The sequence below is a fragment of the Halomonas sp. B23F22_10 genome (assembly GCF_043496975.1).
Classification (GTDB): domain Bacteria; phylum Pseudomonadota; class Gammaproteobacteria; order Pseudomonadales; family Halomonadaceae; genus Halomonas; species Halomonas smyrnensis.
Map to the genome: position 1 here is coordinate 370,428 of NZ_JBIEKF010000002.1, position 25,110 is coordinate 395,537.

At 69.4% G+C, this 25,110-nt stretch carries 21 protein-coding genes; 3 read left to right on the forward strand and 18 right to left on the reverse strand.

Annotated features, from left to right (window positions below; translation table 11 throughout):
• Window positions 1-29: 29 nt before the first annotated feature.
• The gene (locus ACGTNF_RS05805; protein ID WP_394600887.1) at window positions 30-767 is read right to left on the reverse strand and encodes an ABC transporter ATP-binding protein; all 738 of its coding nucleotides are present in this window, start codon (window positions 765-767) and stop codon (window positions 30-32) included.
• Window positions 760-2,001, reverse strand: coding sequence for a lipoprotein-releasing ABC transporter permease subunit (locus tag ACGTNF_RS05810; RefSeq protein WP_394600888.1), 1,242 nt, complete (start codon window positions 1,999-2,001; stop codon window positions 760-762). Before ACGTNF_RS05810 ends, ACGTNF_RS05805 begins: the two co-directional genes overlap by 8 nt.
• Before the next feature lie 233 nt (window positions 2,002-2,234).
• Between ACGTNF_RS05810 and ACGTNF_RS05815 the strand changes: the two genes are divergently transcribed.
• Together ACGTNF_RS05815 and ACGTNF_RS05820 are read left to right on the forward strand one after the other, a co-directional pair.
• Window positions 2,235-3,299, forward strand: a complete 1,065-nt coding sequence (locus ACGTNF_RS05815) for an agmatine deiminase family protein (RefSeq protein ID WP_394600889.1) — start codon at window positions 2,235-2,237, stop codon at window positions 3,297-3,299.
• A complete protein-coding gene (locus ACGTNF_RS05820) occupies window positions 3,296-4,198 on the forward strand; it encodes a carbon-nitrogen hydrolase (protein ID WP_394600890.1) in 903 nt (300 codons plus the stop codon). The genes ACGTNF_RS05815 and ACGTNF_RS05820 overlap by 4 nt, the downstream gene beginning before the upstream one ends.
• A gap of 100 nt (window positions 4,199-4,298) precedes the next feature.
• Here the strand turns inward: ACGTNF_RS05820 and ACGTNF_RS05825 are convergent, their stop codons facing one another.
• The 4 genes from ACGTNF_RS05825 to ACGTNF_RS05840 all read right to left on the reverse strand — a co-directional run bounded on the left by ACGTNF_RS05825 (window position 4,299) and on the right by ACGTNF_RS05840 (window position 9,815).
• Window positions 4,299-5,246, reverse strand: coding sequence for a Nudix family hydrolase (locus ACGTNF_RS05825; RefSeq protein WP_394600891.1), 948 nt, complete (start codon window positions 5,244-5,246; stop codon window positions 4,299-4,301).
• Window positions 5,247-5,340: 94 nt separating this feature from the next.
• Window positions 5,341-6,570 carry a bifunctional glutamate N-acetyltransferase/amino-acid acetyltransferase ArgJ gene (argJ, locus tag ACGTNF_RS05830; protein ID WP_394600892.1) on the reverse strand — a complete coding sequence of 410 codons (1,230 nt, stop codon included), beginning with the start codon at window positions 6,568-6,570 and terminating at the stop codon, window positions 5,341-5,343.
• 66 nt (window positions 6,571-6,636) lie between these two features.
• On the reverse strand, window positions 6,637-9,369 hold the full coding sequence (gene secA, locus ACGTNF_RS05835; protein ID WP_394600893.1) for a preprotein translocase subunit SecA: 2,733 nt from the start codon (window positions 9,367-9,369) through the stop codon (window positions 6,637-6,639).
• 56 nt (window positions 9,370-9,425) lie between these two features.
• On the reverse strand, window positions 9,426-9,815 hold the full coding sequence (locus ACGTNF_RS05840; protein WP_394600894.1) for a hypothetical protein: 390 nt from the start codon (window positions 9,813-9,815) through the stop codon (window positions 9,426-9,428).
• Window positions 9,816-9,953: 138 nt separating this feature from the next.
• On the opposite strand from ACGTNF_RS05840, the gene ACGTNF_RS05845 reads away from it, so the two are divergent.
• The gene (locus ACGTNF_RS05845; RefSeq protein WP_016854382.1) at window positions 9,954-10,379 is read left to right on the forward strand and encodes a DUF721 domain-containing protein; all 426 of its coding nucleotides are present in this window, start codon (window positions 9,954-9,956) and stop codon (window positions 10,377-10,379) included.
• 89 nt (window positions 10,380-10,468) lie between these two features.
• On the opposite strand, the gene lpxC is transcribed toward ACGTNF_RS05845, so the two are convergent.
• The 12 genes from lpxC to ACGTNF_RS05905 form a co-directional block, all read right to left on the reverse strand.
• Window positions 10,469-11,380 carry a UDP-3-O-acyl-N-acetylglucosamine deacetylase gene (lpxC, locus tag ACGTNF_RS05850; protein ID WP_016854383.1) on the reverse strand — a complete coding sequence of 304 codons (912 nt, stop codon included), beginning with the start codon at window positions 11,378-11,380 and terminating at the stop codon, window positions 10,469-10,471.
• A 110-nt stretch (window positions 11,381-11,490) separates the two neighbouring features.
• A complete protein-coding gene (ftsZ, locus tag ACGTNF_RS05855; RefSeq protein WP_394600895.1) occupies window positions 11,491-12,696 on the reverse strand; it encodes a cell division protein FtsZ in 1,206 nt (401 codons plus the stop codon).
• 34 nt (window positions 12,697-12,730) lie between these two features.
• Window positions 12,731-14,023 carry a cell division protein FtsA gene (gene ftsA / locus ACGTNF_RS05860; protein WP_026068353.1) on the reverse strand — a complete coding sequence of 431 codons (1,293 nt, stop codon included), beginning with the start codon at window positions 14,021-14,023 and terminating at the stop codon, window positions 12,731-12,733.
• A gap of 199 nt (window positions 14,024-14,222) precedes the next feature.
• Window positions 14,223-14,948, reverse strand: a complete 726-nt coding sequence (locus ACGTNF_RS05865) for a cell division protein FtsQ/DivIB (RefSeq protein WP_394600896.1) — start codon at window positions 14,946-14,948, stop codon at window positions 14,223-14,225.
• 4 nt (window positions 14,949-14,952) lie between these two features.
• On the reverse strand, window positions 14,953-15,879 hold the full coding sequence (locus ACGTNF_RS05870; protein ID WP_394600897.1) for a D-alanine--D-alanine ligase: 927 nt from the start codon (window positions 15,877-15,879) through the stop codon (window positions 14,953-14,955).
• Window positions 15,876-17,288, reverse strand: a complete 1,413-nt coding sequence (gene murC / locus ACGTNF_RS05875; protein WP_394601078.1) for a UDP-N-acetylmuramate--L-alanine ligase — start codon at window positions 17,286-17,288, stop codon at window positions 15,876-15,878. Before murC ends, ACGTNF_RS05870 begins: the two co-directional genes overlap by 4 nt.
• Window positions 17,289-17,349: 61 nt before the next feature.
• Window positions 17,350-18,435 carry an undecaprenyldiphospho-muramoylpentapeptide beta-N-acetylglucosaminyltransferase gene (gene murG, locus ACGTNF_RS05880; RefSeq protein ID WP_394600898.1) on the reverse strand — a complete coding sequence of 362 codons (1,086 nt, stop codon included), beginning with the start codon at window positions 18,433-18,435 and terminating at the stop codon, window positions 17,350-17,352.
• Window positions 18,432-19,685, reverse strand: coding sequence for a putative lipid II flippase FtsW (ftsW, locus tag ACGTNF_RS05885; RefSeq protein WP_016854390.1), 1,254 nt, complete (start codon window positions 19,683-19,685; stop codon window positions 18,432-18,434). The genes murG and ftsW overlap by 4 nt, the downstream gene beginning before the upstream one ends.
• Window positions 19,682-21,088: a UDP-N-acetylmuramoyl-L-alanine--D-glutamate ligase gene (murD, locus tag ACGTNF_RS05890; protein WP_394600899.1), complete on the reverse strand. Its 1,407-nt coding sequence runs from the start codon at window positions 21,086-21,088 to the stop codon at window positions 19,682-19,684. The genes ftsW and murD overlap by 4 nt, the downstream gene beginning before the upstream one ends.
• Before the next feature lie 24 nt (window positions 21,089-21,112).
• Window positions 21,113-22,195, reverse strand: coding sequence for a phospho-N-acetylmuramoyl-pentapeptide-transferase (gene mraY, locus ACGTNF_RS05895; protein WP_016854392.1), 1,083 nt, complete (start codon window positions 22,193-22,195; stop codon window positions 21,113-21,115).
• Window positions 22,196-22,203: 8 nt separating this feature from the next.
• Window positions 22,204-23,583 (reverse strand): UDP-N-acetylmuramoyl-tripeptide--D-alanyl-D-alanine ligase, encoded by a 1,380-nt coding sequence (locus ACGTNF_RS05900; RefSeq protein ID WP_394600900.1) that lies wholly within the window; start codon window positions 23,581-23,583, stop codon window positions 22,204-22,206.
• On the reverse strand, window positions 23,580-25,088 hold the full coding sequence (locus ACGTNF_RS05905; RefSeq protein ID WP_394600901.1) for a UDP-N-acetylmuramoyl-L-alanyl-D-glutamate--2,6-diaminopimelate ligase: 1,509 nt from the start codon (window positions 25,086-25,088) through the stop codon (window positions 23,580-23,582). Before ACGTNF_RS05905 ends, ACGTNF_RS05900 begins: the two co-directional genes overlap by 4 nt.
• Between the last annotated feature and the right edge of the window lie 22 nt (window positions 25,089-25,110).

Sequence of the window (25,110 nt, forward strand, 5' to 3'; positions counted from 1 at the left end):
AGCGGGAAGGAAGAAGGCAGGATCGGGCGTCAGGCGCCGGAGGTATCCGGCGTCAGGCGACCGCCATCGAGGCGCAGCACCCGATCCTGATGGGCGGCGAGCCCCGTGTCGTGGGTGACGATCACGAAGGCGCAGGCAGCGCTGGCGGAAAGTTCGTCCATCAGCGCCAGGATGCTCGCCGCGGTGGTCTGATCGAGGTTGCCGGTGGGCTCATCCATCAGCACCAGGCTCGGGTCGGTGACCAGCGCCCGGGCGATGGCCACGCGCTGGCGCTCGCCGCCGGAGAGCTCACCGGGCTTGTGGGCCGCGCGCTCGGCCACGCCCACCCGATCCAGCAGCTTAAGCGCCCTGGCCTCGGCGTCCTTCTTGCGCTGGCCGCGCACGATCAGCGGCAGCGCGGCATTCTCCAGCGCCGTGAACTCGGCCAGCAGATGGTGGAACTGGTAGACGAAGCCGATGTGCCGGTTGCGAAAGCGCCCGAGGGCGGCATTGCCCAGCTCGTGCAGCGCCTGCCCGGCGATGCGGACCGCGCCGCTGCTGGGATGATCCAGCCCGCCCAGCAGGTTGAGCAGCGTGGTCTTGCCGGAGCCGGAGCTGCCGACCACCGCCACGCGCTCGCCGGCCCGCACCTCGAGGGCCAGATCGTCGAGCACCGTGAGGTCGCGCGGCCCCTCGCGGTAGACGCGGGTCAGGTGATCGCAGGCCAACATCACCTCACGCTGCCCCGCGTCACGGGTGAACGCCTGGGTCATGGCGGGATCATTCATAGCGGAGCACCTCGGCAGGCTGAACCCGAGCCGCGCGCCAGGCCGGGTAGAGGGTCGAGAGGAAGGTCAGCACGAAGGCCGCGGAAACGATCTGGCCCACGTCGGACCACAGCAGCTGCGAGGGCAGCTCGCTGATGAAATAGACACCGGCATCGAGGAAATGGATGCCGAAGGTCGACTCGACGAAGGCGAGGATGTCGGACACCGTCAGCGCCAGCAGCACGCCGAGCCCCACCCCGATCAGGATGCCGATCACGCCGATGGCCAACCCCTGGACCATGAAGATGCCCATGATCGAACGTGGCGTGGCACCGATGGTGCGCAGGATGGCGATATCGGCATGCTTGTCGGTGACCACCATCACCAGGGTCGAGACGATGTTGAAGGCCGCCACGGCGATGATCACCGTCAGCAGCAGCGCGATCATGCGCTTCTCCATCTGGATCGCCTGGAACAGATTACCCCGGGTATAGGTCCAGTCCAGGCCGCGATAGCCCGCTCCCAGATCGTCGATGATCGAGCGCGTCACGCTACCGGCCTGGAACAGGTCGTCGAGCTCCAGGCGCAGCCCGCCCACGTCATCGCCCATGCGCGCGAGGGTCTGCATGTCGGCGATGTTGGCATAGGCCAGGTTGGCATCGAGATCCGCCCCGACGCTGAAGATGCCGCTGACGGTGAAGCGCTTGAGGCGCGGGAAGACGCCGGCCGGCGTGATCGAGGCCTCGGGCACCAGCAGGGTCACCCGGTCCCCCACCGTCACGCCGAGCTGACGCGCCAGCATCGAGCCGAGCACGACGTTCCATTCGCCGGGCTGCAGGTCATCGAGGCTGCCGCGCTCCATGTGCTCGTCGACGATCGAGACGCGCTTCTCCCAGTCGGGCTTGATGCCGTTGACCAGGGCGCCGTTGTTGCGCCCGCCGACCGAGAACATACCCTGCTGCTGGATATAGGGCGCCGCCCCGATGACGTGCTCGCGCTGCTGCAGGCGCTCGGCCAGCGGCTGCCAGTCGGTAAGCCCGGAGGGCACCTCGATACGGGTGTGCGGCACCATGCCCAGCACCCGCTCGCGCAGCTCGCGGTCGAAGCCGTTCATCACGGACAGCACGAGAATCAGCACCGCCACGCCCAGGGTCAGGCCCAGCATGGAGGTCAGGGAAATGAAGGAGATGAAGTGGTTGCGTCGCTTGGCCCGCACGTAGCGCAACCCGATCAGGAGAGGCAGACGATCCAGCATTTGAGCGTTCCTTGTCGGCGGGCGCTCATGGTACGTGTTTTTGGCCGGCCCTGCATCGGGAAGGCAAGGCTTGCACGATGACTGCACCTTGCCGGTTCGGCGACGCGAGACACCATCTGACAGGGGCGCGGCACCCGGCCCCGTCGCCCGGGGAGCCGACGGCCTCGCCGGGCTTGCATCCCGACGCACCGCCCCCTACATTGCGCCGGATTCCTTCATCGAGGAGGCCTGCCATGGCCGTCTGCCTGCTCCCCGAATGGCATCCCCAGGATGCCGTGCAACTGACCTGGCCGGGTCCCGACAGCGACTGGGCGCCGCTGCTGGCGAACATCGAGGCGACCCTCGAGACCCTGGCGGTGGCCATCGCCCGCTACCAGCCGGTGCTGATCGCCGTGCCGGACGACGCCACCCGCCTCCGGCTGGCCGAGGCCTTCCGCCATCGCGGCGTGTCCGCCGAGCGCCTGCTGCTCAGGGTCGCCGAAGCCGACGACACCTGGGCCCGGGACCACGGTCCGCTCACTGTCGAACGCGACGGCGAACCCGTGCTGCTCGACTATGTCTTCACCGGCTGGGGCGGCAAGTTTCCCGCCGGCCGCGACGACAGCCTGACCCGGCGTCTCGCCGCCGACGGCGTCTTCGACGCGCCGCTGTTCTCCCACGACCTGGTGCTCGAGGGCGGTGCTCTGGAGAGCGACGGCCAGGGCACCCTGCTGACCACCGAGGCCTGCCTGCTCAACGTCAACCGCAACCCGCACCTCGACCGGGCCGCCATCGAGGCGAGACTGGCCGACGAGCTGGGCGCCGAGCGGGTGCTGTGGCTGGCTCATGGCCATCTGGAAGGCGACGACACCGACAGCCACGTGGACACCCTGGCGCGCTTCTGCGACCCGCAGACCATCGCCTACGTGCGCTGCGACGACGAGGCCGACCCGCACTATCCGGCGCTGGCCGCCATGGAAGACGAACTGCGGGCGCTGCGCCGCGCCGACGGCGAGCCCTACCGGCTGATCCCGCTGCCCTGGCCCGCCGCCTGCTTCGACGCCGAGGACGGCCGCCGCCTGCCGGCCACCTATGCCAACTTCCTGATCATCAACGGCGCGGTGCTGGTGCCCACCTACGGCGACGCCGCCGATGCGCGCGCCCTCGCGGCCCTGGCCGAGGCCTTCCCGGACCGTGACATCGTGCCCATCGACTGCGGCACCGTGATCCGCCAGCATGGCAGCCTGCACTGCCTGACCATGCAGCTGCCCCGCGGCACCCTGGCCGGGGCTCGCCGCCATGAAGGAGAGACATCATGACCCGCACCCTCAAGGTCGGCCTGGTCCAGCAGCCGGCCTGGCCCGACAAGGCCAGGAGCCTGGCCGAGAGCGAGGCCGGCATCCGCGAGCTGGCCGGTGCCGGCGCCCAGCTGGTGATGCTGCAGGAGCTGCACGCCACCCACTACTTCTGCCAGTTCGAGGACACCGCGCTGTTCGATCTGGCCGAGCCGCTGGACGGCCCCACCGGCCAGCGGCTGGCAGCGCTGGCCGCGGAGCTCGACATCGTGCTGGTGGGCTCGCTGTTCGAACGCCGCGCCCCGGGGCTCTACCACAACACCGCCGTGGTCTACGATGGCGGCCGCGGCCGGGTCGGCCAGTATCGCAAGATGCACATTCCCGACGATCCGGGCTTCTATGAGAAATTCTACTTCACACCGGGCGATCATGACGCCGCTCGCGGGGAGGGCTTCACCCCCATCGACACCTCACTGGGCCGCCTCGGCCTGCTGGTGTGCTGGGACCAGTGGTATCCCGAGGCCGCGCGTCTGATGGCCATGGCCGGTGCCGACCTGCTGCTCTACCCCACCGCCATCGGCTGGGACCCGCAGGACGATGACGACGAGAAGGCACGCCAGCGTGACGCCTGGACGCTGATCCAGCGCAGCCACGCGGTGGCCAACGGCCTGCCGGTGGTGGTGGCCAATCGCGTCGGCCACGAGAGCGACCATTCCGGGGTGGGCCCGGGCATCGACTTCTGGGGCGGCAGCTTCATCTGCGGCCCCCAGGGCGAACTGCTCGCCCACGCCGGCCAGCAGGCCGAGCGGCTGCTGGTGACACTGGACATGGAGCGCGGCGAGGCGGTGCGGCGCATCTGGCCCTACCTGCGCGACCGCCGCGTCGACGCCTATGGGGACCTGACCCGCCGTTATCGGGACTAGCGGCCAGTCGACTGGCTGACATTGCCTGAAGCAAAAGAAAACCCCGCAGGGCTGTCCCTCGGGGTTTTCTTGTCGCTCGGTGCTGGTCGCTCGGCGCCGATTACTTCCAGAAGTCGCGGATCGAGGCGATGCCCTGGGCGCCCACGGCGCGGGCGTGATTGGCGTCGAAGCGGGTCATGCCACCCAGCGCGAACACCGGCATGCCGGCGTGCTCGACCAGCTGCTGGAAATCGTGCCAGCCGATCGGCGCCACTTCCGGATGCGAGGGCGTGGTGCGCAGCGGCGACAGGGTCGCGAAGTCACAGCCGACGCGATGGGCCTGATCCAGCTGCTCGCGATCATGGGTCGAGGCGGAGAGCCACTTGCCCTCGCCCAGCGGACGACGATCGAGACTCATCAGTCGCGCACTGGTCAGATGGATGCCGTCGGCGTCCACCTCGTCGAGCAGCTCGGGCTCGCCGTTGAGCATCAACCGTGCCCCGTGACGACGGCATACCGCCAGGGCCTGCTCGGCGCGGGCCAGATAGGCCTCGCGGTCCAGATCCTTGGCCCGCAGTTGCACCAGGCGCACGCCATCCTCGACCAGCGCCCGCTCCAGCCGCGACAGGAAGATCGCCTCATCCTCTTCCTCGGCGCTGATCAGGTACTCGGTGGGCAGCATCACCGCCCGCAGGATCGGCACGTTGGCCGCCGGGAAGGGGTAGTTGAACAGCTCGTTCATCGGCACCCAGCGCACCGCCTGGCCCTCGCGCCCGAAGGGCTCGCCGGCGAAGTCATGCACCTGCCAGACGTCGAGCAGGATGTGCTTGTCGGTGTACTCGTGATGGATGCGAATCAGCGGCTGGGCGCGACGGATCTCGATCCCCAGCTCCTCGTGCAGCTCGCGCTTGAGGGCCTCGAGACCCGTTTCGTAGGGCGCCAGCTTGCCGCCGGGAAACTCCCAGAGGCCACCTTGATCGACGTTGGACGGGCGCCGGGCGAGCAGCACCTCACGACCGTCCGCGCTGATGATGGCGGCGGCTGCCACATGCACCCTTCTCTTGACCATTGCGTTCATTCACCTTATCCCACTTGTCCCCACGGCGATGGCGCGGGGGGTTACTCTCTTGATGTGGCCCGGGAACGCCGCGGCCCCGCGGCGCTCAGCTGCGGTAATCGGCGTTGATGGCGACGTATTCCCGGGTCAGATCCGTGGTCCAGACGGTGGCGCTGCGCTCACCGCGCCCCAGATCGATGCGGATCGCGATCTCCTCGCGAGCCATGACGGCACTGCCGGCCTCCTCGGTGTAGCCGGCGGCTCGGCCGCCGTTCTCCACCAGGCGCACATCGCCCAGATCGATGACCACGCGCTCGACGTCGAAATTCTCCACCGGCGCCCGGCCCACGGCGGCGAGAATCCGCCCCCAGTTGGCGTCGCTGGCGGCCAGCGCCGTCTTGACCAGCGGCGAATGCGCCACGGTGAAGGCCACGTCCAGGGCTTCCTGGCGCGACACCGCGCCGTCGACCTGCAGGCCGACGAACTTGGTGGCGCCCTCGCCGTCGCGCACGATGGCCTGGGCCAGCTCGATCATCAGCCGCTCGAGCGCCTCGCGGAATACCGCCAGTCGCTCGTCGTCGTCGATGGCCGCGCCTCGCCCGGTGGCGATCAGCATGCAGGCATCGTTGGTGGAGGTATCGCCATCCACCGTGATGCAGTTGAAGGAGCGCTCGACGGTCTCGCGCAGCAGCTCGTCCAGCAGCGCCGGGGCGATGGCCGCATCGGTGGCCACGAAGGCCAGCATGGTGGCCATGTTGGGCTTGATCATCCCCGAGCCCTTGCTGATGCCGTTGAGGGTGACCGTCTCGTCCCCCAGCGGCACGGTCACGCTGGCGCCCTTGGGCCGGGTATCGGTGGTGAGGATGCCCTCGCCCGCCGAGGCCCAGCCCGCGGCGCCCTCGTCGAGGCAGCGCAAGGCCTCGGGCAGCCCGCCCAGCAGGCGCTCCATGGGCAGCGTCTCGCCGATCACGCCGGTGGAGAACGGCAGCACGCGGGAGGCATCCACCCCGACCAGGCCGCCGAGCTCGGCACAGGTGGCCCGCGCGTCGCGCAGACCGGTCTCGCCGGTGCCGGCGTTGGCGTTACCGGTGTTGATCACCAGATAGCGCGGCGCCTCACCGTGCAGGGTGCAGGCCGCCAGATGCTCGCGGGCCACGGTCACCGGCGCGGCACAGAAGGCGTTGCGGGTGAAGCTGCCCGCCACGGCCGCGCCCTCGGGCACCTCGATCACCACCAGATCACGGCGATCGGCGGTCTTGATCCCGGCCCGGGCCGTACCCAGGCGCACCCCATCGATCACCGGCATCTCGGGAAAGCTTGCTGGGCCCACTGCCATCGTCTGTCTCCTGTATGAATTCGCTTGGCGGGGCCGGCGCGGACGACTCGCCCGGCCCCCGACCGATCAGCTCAGCTTGCCGCAGCACTGCTTGAACTTCTTGCCCGACCCGCAGGGGCACGGATCGTTGCGCCCGACCTTGGGACCTTCGCGACGCTGGGGGCGGGCCTCGCCGGCCGGTGCCGCGGCGGCGGCCGGCTCGGCTTCCGACTCGGCGCCCTCGGGCGCGTCGTGGCGGCTGGCCGCGGTCGCCTTCTCGCGCTCCAGCGACTCGCGGCGCTGCCGTTCCAGGGCCTCGACTTCCTCGGGCTGACGCACCTTCACGTGGCTGAGGATGCGCGTGACGTCGGACTTGATGTTGGCCAGCAGCGTCTGGAACAGCTCGAAGGACTCGCGCTTGTACTCCTGCTTGGGGTTCTTCTGGGCGTAGCCACGCAGATGGATGCCCCGACGCAGGTGGTCCATGGACTGCAGGTGCTCCTTCCAGCGGGTGTCCAGCACCTGCAGCATCACCTGCTTCTCAAAGCGGCGCATCAGCTCGGGCCCGGCGATCTCGATCTTCTCGTCGTAGGCCTGGCGATGCATCTCGTGGAGACGCTCGCGCAGCTGATCCTCGTGGAAGCGCTGGTCTTCCTCGGCCCACTGCCGCACCGGCGCCTCGAGGTTGAACTCGGTGCTGAGATGGTCCTCCAGTCCGGCCAGGTCCCACTGCTCGGGCAGGCTCTGGGGCGGCACGAACTGGCTGATGCCCTCGTCGAGCACCTCGGCGCGGATGCCGATGACATTCTCGGAGACGTCGTCGGCGGCCAGGATCTCGTTGCGCTGCTCGTAGATGACGCGACGCTGGTCGTTGGCCACGTCGTCATATTCAAGCAGCTGCTTGCGGATATCGAAGTTGCGGCCCTCGACCTTCTTCTGGGCGCGCTCCACGGCGTTGGAGACCATCTTGTGCTCGATCGCCTCGCCGCGCTCCAGGCCCAGCGCCTGCATCAGCTTCTGCACGCGCTCGGAGCCGAACAGCCGCATCAGGTTGTCTTCCAGCGACAGGAAGAAACGGGTCGAGCCCGGATCGCCCTGGCGACCGGAACGGCCGCGCAGCTGGTTGTCGATACGCCGCGACTCGTGACGCTCGGAGCCGATCACGTGCAGGCCACCGGCCGCGAGTACCGCCTCGTGGCGCTCCTTCCACTCGGCCTTGAGGCGCTCGATCTGCGCCTCGCTGGGCGATTCGAGCTGGGCGGCCTCGGCTTCCCAGTTGCCGCCCAGCACGATATCGGTGCCGCGACCGGCCATGTTGGTGGCGATGGTGATGGCCCCGGGACGACCGGCCTGGGCGATGATCTGCGCCTCGCTCTGGTGCTGCTTGGCGTTGAGCACGTTGAAGGAGATGCCCGCCCGCTTCATCAGATCGGCGAGATACTCGGAGGTCTCGATGGAGGCGGTACCCACCAGCACCGGGCGGCCGGCCTCGGTCTGGACCTTGACGTCCTCGATGATGGCCTCGTATTTCTCCTCGGCGCTGAGATAGACCAGATCGTTATGGTCCTTGCGCGCCAGCGGCCGGTTGGTGGGAATCACCACCACGTCCAGGCCATAGATCTGGCGGAACTCGAAGGCCTCGGTATCGGCGGTGCCGGTCATGCCGGACAGCTTGTCGTAAAGGCGGAAGTAGTTCTGGAAGGTGGTGGAGGCCAGCGTCTGACTCTCGCGCTGAACCGTCACCCCCTCCTTGGCCTCGACCGCCTGGTGCAGGCCCTCGGACCAGCGCCGGCCCGGCATGGAACGGCCGGTGTGCTCGTCGACGATCACCACCTGACCGTCGCTGACGATGTAGTCGACGTCACGCTGGTAGAGATGGCGGGCCCGCAGTGCCGAGTGCATGTGCTGCAGCAGATTGAGATTCTGGGCGGCATAGAGGGAGTCCTCCTCGCCCAGCAGCCCCTCGCCGCGCATCAGCTGCTCGACCTTGTGGTGACCGCCCTCGGTGAGCTCGACCTGTTTCTGCTTCTCGTCGAGGGTGAAGTCACCGCTCTCGGGGTCTTCCTCGTCGGTGCAGACCGTGAGATCGAGGGCCAGCCGGTCGACCACCTTGTACAGCTCGGTGTTCTCGTCCACCGCACCGGAGATGATCAGCGGCGTGCGCGCCTCATCGATCAGGATCGAGTCGACCTCATCGACGATGGCGTAGTGCAGCCCGCGCTGAACCTTGTCCTCCAGCGAGAAGGCCATGTTGTCGCGCAGGTAGTCGAAGCCGAACTCGTTGTTGGTGCCGTAGGTGATGTCGCAGGCGTAGGCCTCACGTTTCTCCTCGGGCGTCTGGCCGGCATAGATGGTGCCGACGGTCAGGCCGAGGAATTCATAGAGGGGACGCATCCAGTCGGCGTCGCGGCGGGCCAGGTAGTCGTTGACCGTGACCACGTGCACGCCCTTGCCGGGCAGGGCATTGAGATAGACGGCCAGGGTCGCGACCAGGGTCTTGCCCTCGCCGGTCTTCATCTCGGCGATGCGACCGCCGTTCAGGGTGATACCGCCGATCATCTGGACGTCGAAATGCCGCATGCCCATGATCCGCTTGCTGGCCTCACGCACGGTGGCGAAGGCCTCGGGCAACAGGGCATCGACGCTCTCGCCGGCGGCCAGGCGTTCGCGGAAGTCGGCGGTACGCGCCTGCAGCGCGGCGTCGTCGAGGGTCTCGAGATCCTTCTCGAGGGTGTTGATGCGGGCCACGGCGCGGCCCATGCGCTTCACTTCACGGTCGTTCTTGGAACCGACGACCTTGCGTAACAGGTTGTTGATCATGAAGAGTCCATCGCTGGGGTGCTCAAGACCGGGCCTCGTGCCCGGTCGCTCGTCGTTCAGGCGAGAAGCACCCGCGGCGGCCCGCGGCGGGTCAGGACATCGTGGGCCGCCACGGCCCGCTGCCGCGGGGCGACGATGGGCAGCCGCAGCGCGAGTCGTCCGGCACGGCGGGGGAGCGGGCGGGTCGGCCAGCGACGCCGGGCACGCCGACGAGCCTGGAGTCGCGAGCTGGCCCGGATCAGCGCCGGCGCCAGGATGCAGACCTGGATGACGCGCTCGACCGGCGTTGCCGCCCCGAGCGGTGACAGCCCCGCCGGCAGCAGGCAGCCCACCAGCAGACCCGCCAGCCACCAGCGAGGCGGACGACGGCGCTCCGGCGTGCGGCGAGACGTCGAGTCATGCTCGACGGACGCTGCCGGTGCTGTCTGCGCGGTAAGACTGGCCATGCTGTCGAGGGACTCCCGTGCCTGTGCTAGGCTCATGCGTTCAAGGCCGTCGACGCCACGTCGACGATTCCCCACCCCGGGCCGGACCCGAGAATCAAGCTGATGAGTATAAAGGTTAAGCGCAGGCGAGCCCAGCCCATGACCCAGGTGCTGAACGGCCGCGGGGAGCTGGGCAACCTGATGCGCCGGGCCCGACTGATCGAGCAGGCCCAGCAGCACCTGCGCGATCATCTGCCCGCCGAGCTCGGCGAGCACCTGTTCGTGGGCGGCTTCCATGAAGGACGGCTGACGGTGATTACCGATCGCGCCGTATGGCTGACCCGACTGCGCTACGAACAGTCACGGCTGCTGTCGCTGCTCCACGAGCTGCCAGGGTTCGCCGCGGTGACCGGCTTCGACTTCAAGGTCCGCCCCGTGCGCCCGGCCAAGGTGCCACCGCGCCAGACGCGTCACCTGCCCGCCCGGGCCGCCGACGAGCTCTCGAGCTGCGCCGCCGACGTCGAGGACCCCAAGCTCAGGCGCGCCCTGGAACGCCTCGCCTCCCACGCCGAACGCGAGCCCTGACGCCCGCAAGCCCGATCACCTGCTCGCCAACGAGAAAGGCCCGCCAGAAGTCTGGCGGGCCTTTCTCTACAGGGCTCACGGGCGAGGCGTCAGGCCATGGCCGGCGCGGCGTAGGAGATCGGCGCCTTGGCGGCTTCTTCCTCGAAGGTGACGATTTCCCAGGCGTCCTGATTTTCCATCAGCGCGCGGCACAGCTGGTTGTTCAGCGCATGGCCGGACTTCACGCCGCGGAATTCGCCGATCAGGCTGTAGCCCAGCTGATAGAGATCGCCGATGGCGTCCAGCACCTTGTGCTTGACGAACTCGTCGTCGTAGCGCAGGCCACCCTCGTTCACGATCCGATAGTCATCGACCACGATGGCGTTGTCGAGGCTGCCGCCCAGGGCCAGATTATTGGAGCGCAGGTACTCGAGGTCGCGCATGAAGCCGAACGTCCGCGCCCGAGACACCTCCTTGACGAAGGAGGTGGTCGAGAAGTCGACCTCGGCGCTCTGCTTCTGGGCCTCGAACACCGGGTGATCGAAGTCGATGGCGAAGGAGACCTTGAAGCCCTGATGGGGCAGGAAGATCGCCTCCTTCTCGCCGTCGCGCACCACCACTTCACGCTTGATGCGAATGAACTTCTTGGCGGCGTTCTGCTCGGCGATACCGGCGGACTGGATCAGGAACACGAAGGGACCGGCGCTGCCGTCCATGATCGGCACCTCGGGGGCGCTGACGTCGACGTAGGCGTTGTCGATGCCGAGGCCGGCGAGCGCCGACATCAGATGCTCGACGGTGGCCACCTTGACGCCGTCCTTGGACAGCGCGGTGCACAGCGTGGTGTCGGTGACGCTGTCGGCACTGGCCGGAATCTGCACCTCGGGATCCAGGTCGGTGCGCACAAACACGATACCGGTATCGACCGGTGCCGGCCGCAGGGTCAGGTAGACCTTCTTGCCGGAGTGCAGGCCGACGCCGGTGGCGCGGATGACGTTCTTCAGTGTGCGTTGTCTGATCATGGGCAGTCGCCAGGCTCGGTGGTTATCAAACACCGTTCACTATAACACCGAACGCACGTTTCAACAAAAACAACGTGCGTTCGGTGTGCCTATGCGAACGATAGCGGCGCTCAATCGGCCTGGCGGCGCAGGAACGCCGGAATATCCAGGTAATCGTCGAGCTCCTGGGACTTGCGCGGCTCCTGCTGGGGCCGTGACGACTCCTGAGGCTCGGCCTTGGAGGCCGCGGCCGAACCGCGACCCGCGGCAGGCGCCTGCTGCTGCGTACGGCTCGCCGCCGCCGGCTGCCGCTGGCGATAGTCGCCGCCGCTGCCCGTCTCGCGGCGCGAATTCTGGCTGGCCGCCGCCGGTTGACGCTGGCCGTCGAGACCGGCGGCCACCACGGTAACGCGCAGCTCGTCGGTCATCTCCATGTCGATGGAGGTACCCACCACGATGGTCGCGTCCTGGGAGGCGAACTCCTGGACCGTGGCACCGACGTCATTGAATTCGCCGATGGACAGGTCCGGGCCGGCGGTGATGTTGACCAGGATGCCGCGAGCGCCATGCAGGTCGATGTCTTCCAGCAGCGGGCTGCGGATCGCCTTCTCGGCAGCCTCGCGGGCGCGATTCTCGCCGGTGGCGCCGCCGGTGCCCATCATCGCCATGCCCATCTCGGACATCACGGTGCGCACGTCGGCGAAGTCGACGTTGATGATGCCGGGGCTGGTGATCAGCTCGGCGATGCCCTGCACCGCCCCCAGCAGCACGTCGTTGGCGGCGCTGAAGGCGGTCAGCAGGCTGGCGCTCTTGCCGAGCACCGAGAGCAGCTTCTCGTTGGGAATGGTGATCAGCGAGTCGACGTGCTCGGACAGTTCCTTCATGCCCTCTTCGGCCGAGCGCATGCGCTTGGGCCCTTCGAAGGGGAAGGGACGCGTGACCACGGCCACGGTCAGGATGCCGAGCTCCTTGGCGACCTGAGCGACCACCGGTGCACCGCCGGTGCCGGTACCGCCCCCCATGCCGGCGGTGATGAACACCATGTCGGCGCCATGAAGGAGCTCGGCGATGCGCTCGCGGTCCTCCATGGCGGCCTGACGGCCGACCTCCGGGTTGGCGCCGGCGCCGAGCCCCTTGGTGATTTCGCTGCCGAGCTGGAGAACGGTCTTGGCCGCCACCCGCTTCAGCGCCTGGGCATCGGTGTTGGCGCAGATGAACTCGACGCCCTCGATGCTGCTTTCGACCATGTGATTGACGGCGTTGCCGCCACCACCGCCGACACCGATGACCTTGATGACTGCACTGCTTGAGGGTGCACTGTCTACCAGTTCGAACATTAGCCCCGTCTCCTGGACCGCGATCGCGGCCCTGTCAGAAATTTCCTTTGAACCAGCCCTTGAGCTTTACCAGCGCCGGAATCCCTTCCCCTGCTCCGCGCCGGGAGGCGTCCCCACGCCTCGGCTGCGCCGACATGCCACTGCCCGACGTCTCTTGTTGGCCGTGCCCCTGACGGGCCTCGTTTAGAGCGTAATGTAGCAAACCGACCCCCGTCGAATAAATCGGATTGCGTACCACATCGGCGAGCCCTCGCACATTCTGGGGACAGGCGATTCTCACCGGCATGTGAAAGATTTCCTCGGCCAGCTCGACGACCCCCTCCATGCGCGAGGTGCCGCCGGTCAGAACCACACCGGCGGCCACCAGGTCCTCGAAGCCGCTGCGCCGCAGCTCGTCACGCACCAGGGTGAAAAGCTCCTCGTAGCGCGGCTCGACCACTTCGGCCAGCGACTGCCGGGACAGGTCCCGGGCCGGCCGGTCGCCGACGCTGGGGACCTTGATCATCTCGTCGCTGGCGGCCATCTGGGTCAGCGCGCAGGCATACTTGACCTTGATTTCCTCGGCGTGCTGAGTCGGCGTGCGCAGCGCCATGGCGATGTCGTTGGTGACCTGATCGCCGGCGATGGGAATCACCGCCGTATGGCGAATGGCACCCTCGGTGAAGACCGCGATGTCGGTGGTGCCGCCGCCGATGTCGACCATGCATACGCCGAGTTCGCGTTCGTCCTCGGTGAGCACCGCGTGGCTGGAGGCCAGCTGCTCGAGGATGATGGCGTCCACGTCGAGCCCGCAGCGGCGCACGCACTTCTCGATGTTCTGCACCGCGTTGAGCGCCGCGGTCACCAGGTGCACTCGAGCCTCCAGGCGCACACCGGACATGCCGAGCGGCTCTCGAATGCCGCCCTGGGTGTCGATCGCAAACTCCTGTGGAAGCACATGCAGCACGCGCTGGCCTTCGGAAATGGCCCGGGCCCTCGCCGAATCGATGACGCGCTCGATATCGGCGGGCGCGACTTCACGCTCCTTGATCGCCACCACGCCATCGGAGTTCATCGAGCTGATATGACTGCCGGCGATCCCCACGTAGACGGAATGGATGTCACAGCCGGCCATCAGCTCGGCCTCTTCCACGGCACGCTGGATGGACTGCACCGTGGATTCGATGTTGATCACCACGCCCTTTTTCATCCCGCGGGAGGGATGAGAGCCGATGCCGGCAATCTCGATGCCGCCATCATCGGTGGGTTGACCCACGATCGCCACGACCTTGGATGTTCCGATATCCAGCCCGACTACCATATTGGACGCATTGGATGGACCTGACATGAGTCGGGAAATCTCCTCGCGCTGACCCGCTTGGGGAAATTAAGCATTAATAATAAAAAAACCTGGGCCAATTATAGGAACAACTTCCCGTGCTCCACCAGCCCAGAGCGAAAAACATCCGTCACGATACGGCGATTTTGCACTAAAAGGAACACCCGCGAGATGCTTCAATCCATCACATGGTGTTCGCCGATCGCCCTCAACTTTCCTTAGCACCCTCTTCATCGACCGGCTCGCTTTCACCATGCCAGGCCACCGACACGCCGTTCGGATAACGCAGATCGATGTAGCGAATATGCGACGCCACCGGATCGAACTCCCGATCCCAGGCCGCCAGGAAGCGAGCCAGTCGGGGCTCGCGATTGCTGCGCCCCAGCATCACCCAGATGCCATCATCGGTCTGCAGCCGCCAGGCACCGCGATCCTCGAGCCGCAGCTGGCTGATGGACAGCCCGTGCTCGGCCAGCTGCGCGCTCAGGGTATCGTGATAGGCCAGCACCTCCGCGCCGCTGCCGGACGGCCCGGCCAGATGCACCAGCCCCTCCGGCGCCGACAGCGGGGCGAAGGTGAAGGGCTCGCCGGCCGGGTTGAGCAGTTGCTCATCGTTCCAGCGCGCCACCGGTACCTGCTCGACCAGCTCGAACACCAGCGCATAGGGCCATTCGCGACGAATGCGCACCTCGCTCAGCCAGCCGATGTCACGGGCCTGTTCGCGCAGCTCGCCGATGTCTGCCGACAGCCAGGTCTGGCCCCGCACCAGCGGCGCCAGCTTGCCACGCAGATAGTCGGCGCTGACCCGTTCCAGGTCACCGCGGATCGAGACGCGCTCGAGCGGGCGGTCGAGCCACAGCCACAGCGCACGGCCGCCGGCGCCGAGCACCAGCAGCAGCAGCAGGACGCCGACCAGGCTTCCGCGACGCGCCATGACCTCAGGACCGCCCGGCGGTGTCGAGGATGCGCCGCACCAGCGCATCGAAGTCGATGCCGGCGTAGGCCGCGGCCTGAGGCACCAGGCTGTGATCGGTCATGCCGGGCACGGTGTTGACCTCGATCAGCCAGAAACGGCCTCCGGCATCGCGCATCACGTCGACGCGCCCCCAGCCGTCACAGCCGACGGCAAGGAAGGCTTCACGGCTCAGGTCGGCGAGCCGTGCCTCGTCCTCGGCCGACAGCCCGCAGGGCAGGTGATAGAGGGTCTCGTCGGAGAGGTACTTGGCCTCGTAGTCGTAGAAGCCATTCGGCACCTCGACCCGGATCGCCGGCAGCGCGCTGTCGCCCAGCAGCGTCACCGTGTATTCCTCGCCGCTGACGAATCGCTCGGCCATCACCCGGGCATCGAAGCGGGCGGCGTCGCGATAGGCCGCCTCGAGTGCCTCGGGGCTCTCGACGATGGTGATGCCAAGGGTCGACCCCTCGTGCACCGGCTTGACGATCAGCGGCAGCCCGAGCCGCTCGGCCACCGCGGCCCAGTCGGCGTCGGGGCCGAGCATCTCGCTTTCCGGCGTCGGCAGCCCCAGGGCCTGCCAGACCAGCTTGGTGCGCTGCTTGTCCATGCCCAGCGCCGAGGCCAGCACGCCGCTACCGGTATAGGGAATGCCCAGCAGTTCGAGCGCCCCCTGAAGGGTGCCGTCCTCGCCGCCGCGCCCGTGCAGGGCGATGAACACGCGGTCCGGCTTCAGCGCCTCGAGACCGGCCAGCCCGCCCTGCTCGGCCGGGTCGAAGCCGATCGCCTCGACGCCGCTGCGCTTGAGCGACTCGAGCACCGCCGTCCCGCTCTTGAGCGACACCTCGCGCTCGGCGGAGTCACCGCCGCAGAGCACCACCACCCGGCCCAGGCCGGTCACGTCGGTCGTCATAGCGTCACCTCGTCGAGCGCCAGACGGGCGTCGGCCAGCCGCTGGGCGATGCCGCCCACGTCGCCGGCGCCCTGGGTGATCAGGATGTCACCGGGGCGCAGCACCTTGGCCAGCAGCCCCGGCAGTTCGGCCTTGTCCTGCACGAAGATCGGATCGACCTCGCCGCGCTGGCGGATCGAGCCGGCCAGGCTGCGGCCGTCGGCCCCGGGCAGCGGCGTCTCGCCGGCCGCGTAGACATCGAGCAGCAGCAGGGTATCGACCCCGGCCAGCACGCGCACGAAGTCCTCGTAGAGATCACGGGTGCGCGAATAGCGATGCGGCTGGTAGGCCATCACCAGGCGGCGGTCGGGCCAGCCGTCGCGCACCGCCTGGATGACCATCTCCACCTCGCGGGGATGGTGACCGTAGTCGTCGACCAGCATCACCTCGCCGACGCCGGCCGGCGTCGGGAAGCTGCCATGGACCTGGAAGCGACGGCCGACGCCGGCGAAGCTCGCCAGGCCACGCAGGATGGCGTCATCATCGACCCCGGCGTCGCTGGCCACGGCGATGGCGGCCAGGGCGTTCAGGGCGTTGTGACGCCCCGGCATGGCCAGCCGCACCGGCAGCGGTGCCAGCCCCTCCGGCCGCCGCGCAGTGAAGCGCACCTCGCCGGCCGACTGGGAGAAGTCCTCGATGCCGTAGTCGGCGTCGTCGCTGAAGCCGTAGGTCACGAACTGACGATTGACCCGCTCGAGCAGCCCGCGCACGTTGCCGTCGTCGATGCACAGCACCGCCAGGCCATAGAACGGCAGGTTGTGCAGGAACTCGACGAAGGTGTCCTTGAGGCGCTCGAAGTCACCGCCATAGGTCGCCATGTGATCGGCGTCGATGTTGGTGACGATGGCCACCATCGGCTGCAGGTGCAGGAAGGAGGCGTCGGACTCGTCGGCCTCGGCCACCAGGTAATCGCCCTCGCCCAGCCGCGCATTGGTGCCGGCGCTGGTCAGCTTGCCGCCGATGACGAAGGTCGGATCCAGCCCGCCCTCGCCCAGCAGGGTCGCGGTCAGGCTGGTGGTGGTGGTCTTGCCGTGGGTGCCGGCCACGGCGATGCCGTGGCGGAAACGCATCAGCTCGGCCAGCATCTCGGCCCGGCGCACCACCGGCACACGGTGCTCCTGGGCCCAGCGCACCTCGGGGTTGGTCGGGTCCACCGCCGTGGAGACGACCACCACATCGGCCTCAAGGGCGTTCTCCTCGGCGTGGCCGATCGCCACGCGAACGCCGCAGGCGCGCAGGCGCTCCACCACCGGCGAGGCCTTGAGATCGCTGCCGCTGACCGCATAGCCCTCGTTGGCCAGCACCTCGGCGATGCCGCACATGCCGGCGCCGCCGATGCCGACGAAATGAATGCGCCGGATGCGACGCATGCCCAGCCCGCGCCCGAGGCGCGGGGGCGTGGCTTGGCCGGGAACCGGCCCCAGGGTCTGATCACTCAAAAGCTGTCTCCATGCAACCGGCCACCAGCCGCTCGACGGCATCCAGATGGGCACAGCCTCGCGCCTCGGCGGCCATGGTGGCAAGCGTGTCGGGGTCGAGCAGCGCCGCCAGCCGATCGGCCAGCGTCACCGCAGTCATCTCGGATTGAGGCATCAGGGCAGCGGCGCCCTGCTCGACCAGGGCCGCCGCATTGGCGGTCTGGTGATCGTCCACCGCGTGCGGGAAGGGCACGAACAGCGCCGGCTTGGCCGCCGCCGCCAGCTCCGCCACGGTCAGGGCACCGGCCCGGCAAACCACCAGGTCGGCCCAGTCGTAGGCCTCGGCCATGTCATCGATGAAGGCGCTGACGTCCGCCTCCACGCCCTGTTGCGCGTAGCCCTCGCGGGTCGCCGCGTCCTTGTCACGGCCGGCCTGATGACGCACCTCGGGCCGCTCGGCTTCCGGCAGTCGGGCCAGCGCCTCGGGCATGCCACGGTTGAGCGCCAGCGCGCCCAGCGAGCCGCCGACCACCAGCAGGCGCAGCGGACGCGCGCGCATCGTCTCGGCGCCGCGCGGGGTCTCGCCGATGGCGGCGATGTCGTCACGGACCGGATTGCCGACCACCTCGGCGCGGCCCGGGAAGGCCTGGGGAAAGGCCGCATAGACGCCGCGCGCCATTCTCGCCAGCACGCGGTTGGTCAGCCCGGCCACGGCGTTCTGCTCGTGGATCACCAGCGGCCGGCGCGCCAGCCAGGCGGCCAGCCCCCCCGGGCCGCTGGCGAAGCCGCCGAGGCCCACCACCAGCTGGGGATCGAAGTCGCGTATCACCCGGCCGGCCTGTCGCACCGCGCCGATCAGCCGCCAGGGCGCCATCGCCCAGCCGGCCAGCCCGTTGCCGCGCAGGCCGCTCACCGCGATGCGATGCAGCGGCAGGCCGGCCTCGGGCACCAGCCGGTTCTCGATCCCGCGCGGACTGCCCAGCCACTCGACCTCGACCCCGCGGGCCTGCAGCGCGCGGGCCAGCGACAGGGCCGGGATGACGTGACCGCCGGTGCCGCCGGCCATGATCAGGGCGCGCCGCCCTTCGCGTCGACTCATGATTGCGTTCCTTTGCTCTTGCCCGGGGTGCTGTTGGCGGCAGCGCGCTTGCCGGAAGCCCGTTGCCCCGACCCGCCGTCGCGGGATGCGGTCGGCTTCGCCCGGCGCACCGCCTGGCGAGTCTCGATGTCGGCCCGCAGCAGCATCGCCACCATGATGCAGCTCACCATCAGGCTGGAGCCACCGTAGCTGAGCAGCGGCAGCGTCAGGCCCTTGGTGGGCAGCATGCCGCTGCTGACCGCGATGTTGATGAAGGCCTGGGCGCCGATCACCAGGGCGATGCCGTAGCTGGCATAGGCGGCGAAGGCCAGCCCGGCCAGTTCGGCGCGCCGCCCCACCGCCATGGCGCGCCACACCAGCAGCGCAAACAGGCCGATCACGCTGATCGCGCCGACCAGGCCCAGCTCCTCGGCCAGCACGGCGAACACGAAGTCGGTGTGCGCCTCGGGCAGGTAGAACAGCTTCTGCACGCTGTTGCCGAGCCCGGTACCCAGCCACTGGCCGCGGCCGAAGGCGATCAGCGCCTGGGTGAGCTGGTAGCCGCTGGCGAACTGATCGGCCCAGGGGTCGACGAAACTGGTCAGGCGCGCCATGCGATAGGGCTCGGCGATCGCCACCACGGCGCCGAGGGCGGCGACCAGCACCATCAGCAGCAGGAAGCGGCCCCAGGGCGCCCCGGCCATCAACAGCATGCCCATCACGCAGCCGGTCATCACCACCACGGCGCCGTAGTCCGGCTCGAAGATCAGCAGGGCGCCGAACAGGGCCAGCACGGCCAGCGGCCGCAGGAAGGCGCCCCACTCGCGGCGCACCTGGGGCAGGAAGCGCTCCAGGTAGCCGGCCAGATAGGCGATCAGACACAGCTTGGCGACCTCGGAGGCCTGGAGGTTGAACGGCACACCGGGGAGCGACAGCCAGCGCTTGCTGCCGTTGACCTCACGCCCGACCACCAGCACCAGCATCAGCAGGGCGAGCCCGACCAGCAGCAGCAAGGGCCCGTTGGCCTTCCACCAGGCCAGCGGCACGCGCAGCGCCAGGGCGCCGATCACCAGCGAGCCGAGCAGGAAGGTGCCGTGACGCAGACTGAAGTACCAGGCATTGCCGGTGAGGCTCGAGGCCACCTCACTGGAGGCCGAGGTCACCATCACCCAGCCGATCAGCAGCAGCGCCAGGGCGGCGATCACCAGCCAGCCGTCGAAGGGCTGATCGGCGGTGGAGAGCCGTTCGCGTAGACGGGCCAGGCGGCTCATCGGTGTGTCTCCTGCACCAGGCGCGCCACGCCGGCCCGGAAGGCCTCGCCGCGGACCTGGTAGTTGGGGAACTGGTCGAGGCTCGCGCAGGCCGGCGACAGCAGCACGCAGTCGCCGGGGGCGGCGATCTCGGCGGCCCGCTGCATGGCGGCCTCGAGGTCATCGACCCGGGTCAGCGCCACGGCGCCGTCCAGCGCGGTCGCCAGACGCTCGGCGTCGCGGCCGAACAGGATCGCCTCGCGGCCGTGGCGGGCCAGCGGTGCGGCCAGCGGCGTGAAGTCGGCGCCCTTCCCTTCCCCGCCGGCGAGCAGGATCACCCGGCCGGACAGGGTCGGGCCGAGCCCGGCGATGGCGGCCAGGGTCGCGCCCACGTTGGTGCCCTTGGAATCGTTGATCCAGCGCACCCCGCCCGCATCGGCGACCAGCTCGCCACGGTGCGGCAGGCCGCGGAAGCGCTCGAGCACGCGACGCATGGCGGCGAGCTCGAACCCGAGACGATGCCCCATGGCCAGTGCCGCCAGGGCATTGGCCTGGTTGTGGCGCCCCGGCAGGCGCACCGCGTCGGCCGGCATCAGCGGCACGGCGCCGTGCATCAGCCAGTCGCGGGGGCCGCTGCCGTCGTCATGGATGGCGATGCCCCACTCATCGGCCGCGGCCGCCGCACCGAGCGCGGGCGACGCCGTGGTGAAGCGATCGAGGGCCGGCGGCGGCGTCTCCGGCCAGGTGGCCGGATCCTCGGCGTTGACCACGCCATGGCGCGCACCGCGGAAGATCGCCTGCTTGGCGGCGCGATAGCCGGCCAGGTCGCCGTGGCGATCCAGATGATCCTCGGACAGGTTCAGGAAGGCGACGGTCTCGGCGCCGAGGCGCGGCGTGGTCTCGAGCTGGAAACTGGACAGCTCGAGCACGTAGAGCTCGGCGTCGGCCCGCTCGACGAGCAGGTCCAGCGCCGGCGTGCCGAGATTGCCCCCCACCGCCACGCGACGGCCGGCCTCCTCGGCCATCTCGCCGAGCAGCGTGGTCACGGTGGACTTGGCGTTGGCACCGGTGATGGCGGCGATGGGCGCGCGCGCCGCGCGCACGAACAGCGCGATCTCGCCGACGACGAACGGCTCACCGGATTCGCCGAGGCGCCCGGCCAGGGCATCGAGCCCCGGGCTTGCCGGATCGACGCCGGGGCTGACCACGACCTCATGGGCATCGAGCATGTCCAGCTCGGTCAAGGGGCCGCAGTGGACCGCCACGCCCGGATGCGCGGCGTGGAAGTCGTCCAGCCCCGGCGGCGCGGCGCGGGTGTCGGCGACCATGAAGGGGCGCTCGAGACGTTGCAGGTGGCGGCAGATGGCGCGCCCGGAGATCCCGAGCCCCACCACCAGCGTCATCCCCTGGGGCACCTTGACCATCAGCGGCTCCTCAGCGATTCGGCGTCAGCGGATCTTCAGGGTCGCCAGACCCAGCAGCACCAGCACCACGGTGATGATCCAGAAGCGCACGATGACCCGCGGCTCCGGCCAGCCCTTGAGTTCGAAGTGGTGGTGCAGCGGCGCCATGCGGAAGATGCGGCGTCCGGTGAGCTTGTAGGAGCCCACCTGCAGGATCACCGAGACCGTCTCCATGACGAAGATGCCGCCCATGATGAACAGCACCACCTCCTGGCGCACGATCACCGCCACCACGCCCAGGGCAGCGCCCAGCGCCAGGGCGCCCACGTCGCCCATGAAGACCTGGGCCGGATAGGTGTTGAACCACAGGAAGCCGAGGCCCGCGCCGGCGATGGTGGCGCAGAACACCGCCAGCTCGCCGGCACCGGGAATCATCGGGATCTGCAGGTACTCGGCGAACACCGCGTTGCCGCTGGCGTAGGCGAACACCGCCAGCCCCATGGCCACCAGCACGGTAGGCATGATGGCCAGGCCGTCCAGGCCATCGGTGAGGTTCACCGCGTTGGAGCTGCCGACGATCACCAGGTAGGTGAGCACGATGTAGAACAGCCCCATCTGCAGCACGAAGTCCTTGAACAGCGGCAGGATCAGGCTGGTTTCCACCGGCGAGGCGGCGGTGACGTAGAGGATCACCGCGGCGGCCAGGCCGATCACCGACTGCCAGAAGTATTTCCAGCGCGCCGGCAGGCCGCGGGGATTCTTCTCCACCACCTTGCGGTAGTCGTCGACCCAGCCGATGGCCCCGAAGCCCAGGGTCACGCCCAGCACCACCCATACGTAGTGGTTGCGCAGGTCGCCCCACAGCAGGGTGCTGATGGCGATCGCCATCAGGATCATGGCGCCGCCCATGGTCGGGGTGCCGGCCTTGGAGAGGTGCGACTGGGGGCCGTCATCGCGCACCGCCTGGCCGATCTGGCGCTCCACCAGCCGGCGGATCACCTTCGGACCGAGCCACAGGCACAGCACCAGGGCGGTCAGGGTGCCCAGGATCATGCGCAGGGTCAGATAGTTGAAGACGTGAAAGGCGCTCTGGTATTGCGCCAGCAGTTCAGCCAGAAAGAGCAGCATGTAATGCCTTACCTTGATGCATCCGGACACAGCGCCGACACCACGGCTTCCATGCCGGCACTGCGCGAGCCCTTGACCAGTACACTGGCCCCTGGCGGCAGATGATGGAGGACGTGGCGCGTCAGCGCCTCCCGATCGTCGAAATGACACCCCGCGTCGCCGAAGGCGCGGCTGGCCGGCCGCGCCGCCTCGCCGAGGGTGCCGAGAAAGTCGATGCCGAGCTCGCGCGCGTGGCGACCCACGGCTTCGTGCAGCGACGCCGACGCCTCGCCCAGCTCGCCCATGGCGCCCAGCAGGCACCAGCGCGGCCCCGGCAGGCTGGCCAGCAGATCGAGGGCCGCCTTCACCGCGCCGGGGTTGGCGTTGTAGGTATCGTCGAGCAGCCGCGCGCCGTTGACGCCTTCCGCCACGCTGAGCCGCCCCGGCATCGGTGCGACCGTCTCGAGTCCGGCCAGCACGTCGTCCGGGGCGAGGCCCATGGCCAGCGCCGCACCGGCCGCCGCCAGGGCGTTGGCCACGTTGTGGCGACCGAGCAGGGCGAGCTGGACGCGCCCCAGTTCGTGATCGTCGTGAAACAGCGTGAAAGCATAGCGTCCGAGCGGATCGCAAACCAGTGTCTCGGCGCGCAGACGCGCCGGCCCTTCCACGGCGAAATCCAGCACTTCCCGCGGGGCCGCGAGGCTCGCCCAGCTGGCGAAGTAGCGGTCGTCGCGGTTGAGCACCGCCACCCCGTCGCCGGGCAGCGACATCAGGATCTCGGCCTTGGCCTGGGCGATCCGTCCCGGCCCGCCGAACTCGCCCACATGGGCGCCGGTGACGTTGGTGATCACCGCCACCCGTGGCTCGGCCAGGCTCGCCGTCCAGGCGATCTCGCCCAGATGGTTGGCCCCCAGCTCGACCACCGCCTGACGGTGCTCGGCGCACAGCTCGAGCAGGGTCAGCGGCGCGCCGATGTCGTTGTTGAGGTTGCCCCGGGTGGCCAGGGTCTCGCCGCGACGGGCCAGCAGCGCGCCCAGCATCTGCTTGACCGTGGTCTTGCCGCTGTTGCCGGTCACCGCGACCAGCGGGCCGCCCCAGGCGCGGCGCCGGGCGCGACCCAGCAGGCCCAGCGCCAGGCGGGCATCGGCCACCACCAGCTGCGGCAGCGGGTCATCGACGCGACGCTCGACCACCGCGGCCACCGCCCCCGCCTCGCGGGCCTGGCCGATGAAGTCGTGACCGTCGAAGCGCTCGCCGGTCAGCGCCACGAACAGTGCCCCCGGGCCCAGGCGGCGGGTATCGGTGACGATCTCGCCCACCGACCGCTCGGCGTCCACGCCGGCGTCATGCGCGGCGAGGCCGAGCGCCGTCGCGACCTCGGCCAGGGTGTCGAGACCGACGCCGCTCATGCCTCGCCCTCCCGGCGGGCGGCCAGCCCCGCTTCGGCCTCGGCGAGGTCCGAGAAGGCATGGCGCACGCCGTCGATTTCCTGGTAGGCCTCGTGGCCCTTGCCGGCGATCAGGATCACGTCCTCGGCGGCGGCCTCGCGGATGACGTCGCGGATCGCCCGGGCGCGGCCGTCGACGACCTCGGCGCTCTCACGGCCGGCCTCGGACAGCCCCTGCCGCATCGCCTCACGGATCGCCGTCGGCGCCTCGGAGCGCGGGTTGTCGTCGGTGATCACCAGCCGGTCGGCGTGGCGCTCGGCGGCGGCGGCCATCAGCGGGCGCTTGCCCACATCGCGGTCGCCGCCGCAGCCGAACAGGCACCACAGCCGGCCACTGTCGGGCAGGTGCGCACGCAGCGCCTGAAGCGCGTTCTCCAGGGCGTCCGGGGTGTGGGCATAGTCGATCACCACCGTGGGCGCCCCCTCACCGACCAGCGCCTGCATGCGGCCCGGCACCGGCGCGAGATCGGCGGCGGCCTCGAACAGCGCATCGATCTCCTCGCCCAGGCCGTGCAGCGTGGCGATGGCCAGCAGCACGTTGGTCAGGTTGAAGCGGCCCATCAGCGGCAGCGTCAGCACGCGTTCGCCGTCGGGGGTGGCGATCAGCGCGCGCTGGCCCTCGTCGTGGGGGACCCAGTCCACCACGCGCAGGGTCACGGCCTCGTCCTCGCCCACCGCGAGCACGCGCACGCCCTCGCCCAGCCCGGCCAGCATCAGCCGGGCCAGCGGATCGTCGGCGTTGACCACCGCCAGTTCGAGCTCGCTGCGACGGAACAGCCGCGCCTTGGCCGCGGCATAGGCGGCCATGCTGCCGTGATAGTCGAGATGGTCGCGGCTTAGGTTGGTGAACACCGCGGCGCGGAAGCGACAGGCATCGAGCCTCCCCTGCTCCAGCGCATGGGAGGAGGCCTCCATGGCGACCCGCTCGAGGCCCTCGCCGGCGAGTTCGCCGAGGGCGGCCTGCAGCGCCAGCGGCCCGGGCGTGGTCAGACGCCCCTCGACGAGCGCGTCGGGGCGCCCGTGCCCCAGGGTACCGACCATGCCGGCCGACCGGCCGAGGCGTTCGCTCAGGGCGGCGATATAGTGGGTCACCGAGCTCTTGCCGTTGGTGCCGGTGACGCCGATCAGCTCGAGGGCCTCGGGCACGCCGAACAGGTCGCGCCCCAGCTCGCCGAGCCGGGGGCGCAGGTGCGGCAGCGCCACCACCCGCGGGTCATCCGGCAGCGTCGCCGCCTCGTCATCATGGGCCAGCACCAGGGCGGCGCCGGCCTCGAGGACGGCGGCGATGTAGTCGCGGCCGTCGCCCGAGACCCCGGGCACGGCGAAAAAGACATCGCCGGCGGCGAGCTCCCGGCTGTCCAGGATCAGCCGCGGCCGTGCGGGCAGCGCGAGCTCGGCCAGGGCTTCGCGCCGGCCGGGCCAGTGCGCGGTCAGCGCCTCGATCAGGCGCTCGGCGGTCACGTCCATGGGCTCTCCTTTCTATCAACGG

What these genes read in the sequence shown, in the direction of transcription:
- murG (WP_394600898.1), bottom strand. Translation starts at nt 18,435, where the DNA reads ATGAGTCGACGCGAAGGGCGGCGCGCCCTGATCATGGCCGGCGGCACC.
- murD (WP_394600899.1), bottom strand. Translation starts at nt 21,088, where the DNA reads ATGGTCAAGGTGCCCCAGGGGATGACGCTGGTGGTGGGGCTCGGGATC.
- secA (WP_394600893.1), bottom strand. Translation starts at nt 9,369, where the DNA reads ATGATCAACAACCTGTTACGCAAGGTCGTCGGTTCCAAGAACGACCGT.
- ACGTNF_RS05805 (WP_394600887.1), bottom strand. Translation starts at nt 767, where the DNA reads ATGAATGATCCCGCCATGACCCAGGCGTTCACCCGTGACGCGGGGCAG.
- ftsZ (WP_394600895.1), bottom strand. Translation starts at nt 12,696, where the DNA reads ATGTTCGAACTGGTAGACAGTGCACCCTCAAGCAGTGCAGTCATCAAG.
- argJ (WP_394600892.1), bottom strand. Translation starts at nt 6,570, where the DNA reads ATGGCAGTGGGCCCAGCAAGCTTTCCCGAGATGCCGGTGATCGATGGG.
- ftsA (WP_026068353.1), bottom strand. Translation starts at nt 14,023, where the DNA reads ATGTCAGGTCCATCCAATGCGTCCAATATGGTAGTCGGGCTGGATATC.
- ACGTNF_RS05840 (WP_394600894.1), bottom strand. Translation starts at nt 9,815, where the DNA reads ATGGCCAGTCTTACCGCGCAGACAGCACCGGCAGCGTCCGTCGAGCAT.
- ACGTNF_RS05865 (WP_394600896.1), bottom strand. Translation starts at nt 14,948, where the DNA reads ATGGCGCGTCGCGGAAGCCTGGTCGGCGTCCTGCTGCTGCTGCTGGTG.
- ACGTNF_RS05815 (WP_394600889.1), top strand. Translation starts at nt 2,235, where the DNA reads ATGGCCGTCTGCCTGCTCCCCGAATGGCATCCCCAGGATGCCGTGCAA.
- ACGTNF_RS05900 (WP_394600900.1), bottom strand. Translation starts at nt 23,583, where the DNA reads ATGAGCGGCGTCGGTCTCGACACCCTGGCCGAGGTCGCGACGGCGCTC.
- lpxC (WP_016854383.1), bottom strand. Translation starts at nt 11,380, where the DNA reads ATGATCAGACAACGCACACTGAAGAACGTCATCCGCGCCACCGGCGTC.
- ACGTNF_RS05810 (WP_394600888.1), bottom strand. Translation starts at nt 2,001, where the DNA reads ATGCTGGATCGTCTGCCTCTCCTGATCGGGTTGCGCTACGTGCGGGCC.
- ACGTNF_RS05820 (WP_394600890.1), top strand. Translation starts at nt 3,296, where the DNA reads ATGACCCGCACCCTCAAGGTCGGCCTGGTCCAGCAGCCGGCCTGGCCC.
- ACGTNF_RS05870 (WP_394600897.1), bottom strand. Translation starts at nt 15,879, where the DNA reads ATGACGACCGACGTGACCGGCCTGGGCCGGGTGGTGGTGCTCTGCGGC.
- murC (WP_394601078.1), bottom strand. Translation starts at nt 17,288, where the DNA reads ATGCGTCGCATCCGGCGCATTCATTTCGTCGGCATCGGCGGCGCCGGC.
- ftsW (WP_016854390.1), bottom strand. Translation starts at nt 19,685, where the DNA reads ATGAGCCGCCTGGCCCGTCTACGCGAACGGCTCTCCACCGCCGATCAG.
- mraY (WP_016854392.1), bottom strand. Translation starts at nt 22,195, where the DNA reads ATGCTGCTCTTTCTGGCTGAACTGCTGGCGCAATACCAGAGCGCCTTT.
- ACGTNF_RS05825 (WP_394600891.1), bottom strand. Translation starts at nt 5,246, where the DNA reads ATGGTCAAGAGAAGGGTGCATGTGGCAGCCGCCGCCATCATCAGCGCG.
- ACGTNF_RS05845 (WP_016854382.1), top strand. Translation starts at nt 9,954, where the DNA reads ATGACCCAGGTGCTGAACGGCCGCGGGGAGCTGGGCAACCTGATGCGC.
- ACGTNF_RS05905 (WP_394600901.1), bottom strand. Translation starts at nt 25,088, where the DNA reads ATGGACGTGACCGCCGAGCGCCTGATCGAGGCGCTGACCGCGCACTGG.